Source organism: uncultured Cyclobacterium sp., assembly GCF_963976465.1.
Lineage (GTDB): Bacteria > Bacteroidota > Bacteroidia > Cytophagales > Cyclobacteriaceae > Cyclobacterium.
The window spans coordinates 1-6,018 of sequence record NZ_CAXBOC010000369.1 but is presented as its reverse complement, the minus strand read 5'-3'; the positions used below and the strand labels follow the sequence as shown (position 1 = coordinate 6,018).

At 38.7% G+C, this 6,018-nt stretch carries 5 protein-coding genes and 1 pseudogene; 2 read left to right on the top strand and 4 right to left on the bottom strand.

Annotation, left to right across the window (positions count from 1 at the left end; all coding sequences use genetic code 11):
* Positions 1-945 (top strand): efflux RND transporter permease subunit (locus AAC037_RS18060; protein WP_339904528.1); only part of this gene is annotated, 945 nt, incomplete at its 5' end.
* 101 nt (positions 946-1,046) lie between these two features.
* Here AAC037_RS18060 and AAC037_RS18055 read toward each other — a convergent pair.
* The gene (locus AAC037_RS18055; RefSeq protein WP_339904526.1) at positions 1,047-1,754 is read right to left on the bottom strand and encodes an L-ribulose-5-phosphate 4-epimerase; all 708 of its coding nucleotides are present in this window, start codon (positions 1,752-1,754) and stop codon (positions 1,047-1,049) included.
* Between the two features lie 231 nt (positions 1,755-1,985).
* Between AAC037_RS18055 and araA the strand changes: the two genes are divergently transcribed.
* Positions 1,986-3,461: an L-arabinose isomerase gene (araA, locus tag AAC037_RS18050; protein ID WP_339904524.1), complete on the top strand. Its 1,476-nt coding sequence runs from the start codon at positions 1,986-1,988 to the stop codon at positions 3,459-3,461.
* Positions 3,462-3,558: 97 nt separating this feature from the next.
* Here araA and AAC037_RS18045 read toward each other — a convergent pair whose 3' ends face one another.
* The 3 genes and pseudogenes from AAC037_RS18045 to AAC037_RS18035 form a co-directional block, all read right to left on the bottom strand.
* Positions 3,559-4,380 carry a hypothetical protein gene (locus AAC037_RS18045; RefSeq protein WP_339904523.1) on the bottom strand — a complete coding sequence of 274 codons (822 nt, stop codon included), beginning with the start codon at positions 4,378-4,380 and terminating at the stop codon, positions 3,559-3,561.
* Positions 4,381-4,590: 210 nt separating this feature from the next.
* A complete protein-coding gene (locus AAC037_RS18040; RefSeq protein ID WP_303612581.1) occupies positions 4,591-4,920 on the bottom strand; it encodes a high-potential iron-sulfur protein in 330 nt (109 codons plus the stop codon).
* Between the two features lie 89 nt (positions 4,921-5,009).
* A pseudogene (locus AAC037_RS18035) lies at positions 5,010-6,018 on the bottom strand (dehydrogenase); the annotation flags it as partial.

Below are 6,018 nucleotides of genomic sequence, written 5' to 3'. Positions count from 1 at the left end.
GGGGAAGATGATTACCCTATTCAGCTAAGATTAGCGGATAAATTCAGGTATGATATCAATGCTTTACTTAACAAGAAAATTAGCTTTAGAGATAAGTTTGGAAATAAAAAGGAAATACCGATTTCCTCTGTTGCTAGCTTGGAATACAGTTCTACCTATGGCTCTGTCAAAAGGAAAGACTTGGAGAGGGTTATTACCTTATTTTCAAACGTAAATGATGGGTACAATGCCACAGAAATTAACAACCAAATCAAGCGGTTGTTGCAGGATTTTGAAGTACCGGAGGGAATCAATATTAGCTTTACCGGTGAGCAAGAAGAACAAGCTAAATCGGCTGAATTTTTGACACGAGCACTATTGATCTCGGTTTCTTTAATATTCCTTATTATAGTTGCGCAATTCAACTCCATTACCACTCCATTTATTATTATGGCTTCGGTAATTCTAAGTACAATTGGAGTGTTTTTAGGCTTGGTGATTTTTAATATGGACTTTGTGGTAATCATGACAGGTATAGGGATAATATCCTTGGCTGGTGTGGTGGTAAACAATGCCATTGTATTGATCGATTACACCGACCTTATTAGATCCAGAAAGAGAGAAGAACTTAAAATTTCTGACGAGCAGAATCTTTCCAAAGAAGACCTTTTAGACAGTATTGTAAAAGGTGGGAAAACCAGACTTAGACCGGTGTTATTAACCGCTGTAACCACGGTGTTAGGCCTGATTCCACTGGCTATAGGTATGAATATTGATTTTTATGGATTGCTGTCCACTTTTGAGCCCAAGTTCTATATTGGGGGTGATAATGCAGACTTCTGGGGACCAATGGCATGGACAGTAATATTTGGCCTAACCTTTGCGACCTTTTTAACGTTAGTAGTAGTACCTGTCATGTATTTATTGGCAGATAAATTAAATATGGCTGTTCGAAAGAACAGTTGATTAGATTTAATTAAAGGTTGGTGGTTTTTTTAAGTGTTCAAACCTCCGGGATAATGTCCCGGAGGTTTTTATTTTTTCCCCTATAAAATCATATGGCTTATTTATTTGCCGGCCTGACCATAATAGGCCCCTTTCCCATGCTTTCGTTCATAATGTTTCTTTATTAAGGCATCTTTCAATCTTGGGGCATTGGGGTTGATCTGTAGGGTCAAATAGGCCATCCGCGCAATTTCTTCTAATACCTTGCTGTTGTAGACTGCTTTTTGGGCATTCTTACCCCATGTAAATGGACCGTGGTTTCCAATAAGAATCATTTCTACCTCTTCATAGGAAATCTCTTTCTCTTCAAAGCAGTCTAATATTTGCTGCCCGGTCATGTGTTCATAGTCTCCGGAAATATTAGCATCACTCATGGGAGGAGCACAGGGTATATCGCTGGTATTATGATCAGCATGTGTGGTTCCAAATAAAGGAATATCCATCTGGGCTTGAGCCCAAGATACGGCATAGCAGGAATGGGTATGGCATATGCCTCCAATATTCTCCCACTGCTTATACAAGAAAGCATGGGTTTTGGTGTCTGAAGATGGTCTCATTTTCCCTTCCACCACATTGTTGTCAAAATCTACAATTACGATGTCTTCCGGTTTTAATGTCTCATAAGGAACTCCACTTGGTTTAATGGCAAATACTCCATTTTCTCGGTCTACAGCACTTACATTTCCAAAGGTATAAACCACCAAATCCAGCGTGGGCAACTCCATATTTGCTTTGTAACAATTGTTTTTCAGTTCTTCGTATTTACTCATGGTATTTCAAAGGCTTTAATTAATTACATTAGGTTTATGGAGAATCAAGAGCTGATGTCCAATTCTATTTTTATATTTAGCATATTGTCTATTTTAAACAAGCCCTTTTTTTTCGATTAGTATGAATGGCTGGCCTTGTTTCGATGTAGCAAATATGTGAAAAGGAAAATTAGCATTTAATTATTAAATGAATTTTCTCTAAGTTTAATAAATAATTAAGTAAAAGATCGTATGCAGCTTAAAAAAAATGAGCTTTGGTTGGTTACCGGTAGCCAACATTTATATGGACAGGATATTTTAAAAGAAGTGTCTTCTCATTCTGACGTCTTATGCAAGCATTTGAATGCTTCCAATAATATAGCAGTTACCATTGTTTTTAAGGCGCTAGTGACCACTCAAGAAGAAATTTCACAGGTTTTTTTAGCGGCAAATAAAGCAGAGAATTGCATAGGTGTTATGGCATGGATGCATACTTTTTCACCTGCCAAAATGTGGATCAACGGCTTGAGATTGCTTGACAAACCACTCTTGCACTTGCATACCCAATATGGAGAAAACATCCCATGGGATAGTATAGATATGGATTATATGAACTTGCACCAGAGTGCACATGGTGACAGGGAGTTTGGCTTTATCTGTACCAAGATGAATATACCTAGGAAAGTGGTGGTAGGCCACTGGAAAGACATGGAAGTTCACCGTGAAATTGATTATTGGAGCAGGGCTGCTAGTGGATGGATGGACTGGCAAGGTGCTCAGTTTGTTCGATTTGGAGACAATATGCGACAAGTAGCGGTTACCGAAGGCAATAAAGTGGAGGCGCAAATTAAATTTGGCTTTGGGGTTAATACCTATGGTGTGGGAGATTTGGTGGAAAAAATCAATGCGGTAAGTGAAGCGGAAATGGAAGAATTAATTGATGTCTACCACAATGCTTATGCTTTAACTGACTCTTTGAAAAAAGGTGGGGCCAGGCATCCTTCCTTGCGGGAGGCAGCCAGGATAGAATTGGGCCTGCAAAGCTTTTTAGAGGCAGGTTCCTTTAAGGGTTTTACCAATACTTTTGAAGACCTTCATGGGATGAAGCAATTACCGGGCTTGCCTGTTCAGCGACTTATGAATGCAGGTTATGGCTATGCGGGTGAAGGGGATTGGAAAACCATGGCACTGGTTCGTGCCATGAAGGTAATGGGTACCGGACTTCCCGGAGGGAATGCTTTTATGGAAGACTATACCTATGACTTTAAGGAACAGGGGGGGCTTGTACTTGGTGCCCATATGCTGGAAGTTGATGAATGCCTTGCAGAAGGCCCAATTCGCTGTGAAGTTCACCCTTTGGGGATAGGTGGAAAAGAAGATCCTGTTAGGCTTGTTTTTGATGCGGCTGCAGGGCATGCGCTTAACGCTTCTTTAATTGATTTGGGCAATAAGTTTAGAATGGTAGTAAATGAAGTAGAAGCTGTTAAACCACCTCATGATTTGCCTAAATTACCAGTGGCAAGAACCATGTGGCGGCCACTTCCTGATTTTAAGGGAGCCTGTGGTGCTTGGATACTGTCCGGTGGAGCACACCATACGTGTTTTAGTCAGAATTTGAATGTGCAGGTATTGGAAGATTTCTGCGAAATGGCCCAAATAGAATGCGTTACAATTAATGAAAACACCAACATCAAAAATTTCAAAACCTATTTGAAAAGTTTTGACTGATCCGGTAATTAAAAAGGTTTAGAATTACAAAAAAAAAGGCAGTCGGAGGAATAAATCCCCTGGCTGTTTTTTTAAGGGGCAGGGTCGTAATTGTTTATTATTCAGCAGGTAAAATAATTAGCGGGGTATTGCCGTCGTGGATCAAATCATTGATAAAAAACCTTCTAAATAGTTTGTCATTGAGATGTCTAGAACCCTTTTGAAGGACAATAAAGTCATCCAGGCATTGGCTAAACCTTTTTTTAATTTCAGCAAAGGCATCTGTATTTTCATAAATACTGATTTTATAAGAATACGCTTCACCAATCGTAGATCTAAGGTATTCCAAATACATTTTGCTAGGTTCTAGGTCTGCTCTGTTCTCAATTATGGTCAATAACTCAATTTCTTTAATTTTATTACCTACGGTATTTAGAATAACCTTTAGTGCAGCATCATTAAGGGGATATTTTTCCTGACAGGATAATACGAGTTTTTTAGGAATAGCGAAATCTATGCTTTGGGGAAGTGCAATTACTGTCTGATTGAGCTGATTAATTATGCTGGTGGCAGTACTCCCAATTAATATTCTCTTCAAAAAGCCAGTACCTTTTAATCCCAATAGTAAAAGGTCATCAGGTTTTAGAAAACCTTCCAAGAAATGGGTAAGTTGATGGGGAACAGCTTCAAAGGTAGTTTGATTTGGAATAGGGCTAAGCTCACAATCTTTTAGGTATTGTAAATATTTTTTCTCTGTTTCTGCTTTATTAAAAGCAATGATTTTATCACTTTCTCTGGTATTGGAAAGAGTAGGTGCTAGGCCATCCATCTTGTGCACAAATACCAAATCTAAACCATAAATTTCTTGCCAACTGCATGCCAACCTCAACTGAGTGGGCGTATATGGTGAAAAATCTACTAATACGATTAATCTGTTCATTTTGAGTAGAAAGTAGTGAGGGGGTTATTCCTGATTTGAAGATATAAAAATCCTTCTAAAGTTAAGAAGCTTTGTAGATGTTTAATGCTTATTTCTCATTATCTATTTCCTTAGCCATGAAAATAAAAGGTCACCTGCCTAACTTTAAGCAGGTGACCTTTATTAATAGTTCTCTTCTGAATTATCAGAAAAACTAAAACAATATATTTTCTAGGCGTTTTCTACTCTAGGTGCCCAATAGGTACAATAAGCATCCGCATTTACTGGCCCTTTAAATAATTGGCAGCCTCCACATTTACGCTTTTTTGTAGGTGGAAGGTACAATTGGCAGTTGTCACATTTATCTCCTTCTAAAGGAGATTTTTCTTCATAACCTAAACTTTTCCTTTTAGCAATTTCTTCTTCACTGAGCCCTGTTAAGTCCCCACAGTCTTTGATATTTTCCAATTTGTACTCCTCTTGTGGTTTACCACATTGACTAAGGAAAAGTACTGCTCCTGTTGAGGCAATAAGGGTTTTAATTGATTTTCTTCTATTCATACTAGTGGGAGTGCTTTTATTATAAATGAATTGGGAGACAGGTAAACACAGACTGCAACCCCTATTCAATTTGAATGCTTTTAGTAAAACTATTCTGACTTGGTTCGGATACCTTTTTCAACAAGAATATGATCCACTTCTTTAAGGTAGGCTTCTTTCCAGTCTTCTTCTTGCTCTGAAAATTGATATTCTGATTCCAGCACTTTTAAAATGGCTTCACCTGAGCCTGCATTAGAACTTAATATACCTAAGCGGAACCATTTATTTTCACCTTTTTCAACCAAGGCTTTGGCCAGTTGGTTGATGGTGAAATCATCTTCATAGTTACCTAAGCTAAGTATAGCCTGAAGGGAAACGATGGGGGCTTCATCATTGATCATTGCGGCAATGTCTTCCTTTAAATCAGGAAAAGCTTCTGCAAGCATTAACGCATTCTTCCTAATGCCGTAGTATTCACTTTTCAATGCCGCTTTTACTAAGTCTATTTCCAATGCATTCATAGACTGTAACAAATACAATGCGTGCAGTTGGGCATTAGGGTCTTCATTTGAAGCAAGTGTTTTTAATAATGGGATGTATTCAGCTTTTGGGTTTTCCAATATAATTCTTTGGGCAGTTGTTCTCCACCAACCATTTTTGTTAGCCAAGTGAGAAACAAGGGTCTCTGGATCCATCACAGTAAAGTCCTGAACCTCCATGGTAGAAACGCCTGATTTAGGTACAATTTTATAAATTCTACCCCGGTCCATACCATTCATGAAATCCATGTCTTCTTTCAAGTCATCAGGAATAGATACCGGTGTTTCAATGTGTTGTCGGTAAAAGTCCACCATATATAATGCACCGTCAGGTCCCACCGTAAAGCCAACAGGTCTGAACCAAGGATCTGTAGAAGCAAGGAATTCTTTGTCTTGCTCTTCAGAAGCTCTTTTGGCCACAAGGGTAGGGCTGTATTTATCTTCTACAATAATGTCCCGATGAACCAAATTTCCGGCAACTTCCCCAGTAAAGATATTGCCATTAAAGCCTTCCGGAAAGTTACCTCCATCGTAAACTGTACCACCTGAAGCACCTGTAAAATGGTCTTCAGCATATTCT

What these genes read in the sequence shown, in the direction of transcription:
- AAC037_RS18055 (WP_339904526.1), bottom strand. Translation starts at nt 1,754, where the DNA reads ATGAGTAAATACGAAGAACTGAAAAACAATTGTTACAAAGCAAATATG.
- araA (WP_339904524.1), top strand. Translation starts at nt 1,986, where the DNA reads ATGCAGCTTAAAAAAAATGAGCTTTGGTTGGTTACCGGTAGCCAACAT.
- AAC037_RS18045 (WP_339904523.1), bottom strand. Translation starts at nt 4,380, where the DNA reads ATGAACAGATTAATCGTATTAGTAGATTTTTCACCATATACGCCCACT.
- AAC037_RS18040 (WP_303612581.1), bottom strand. Translation starts at nt 4,920, where the DNA reads ATGAATAGAAGAAAATCAATTAAAACCCTTATTGCCTCAACAGGAGCA.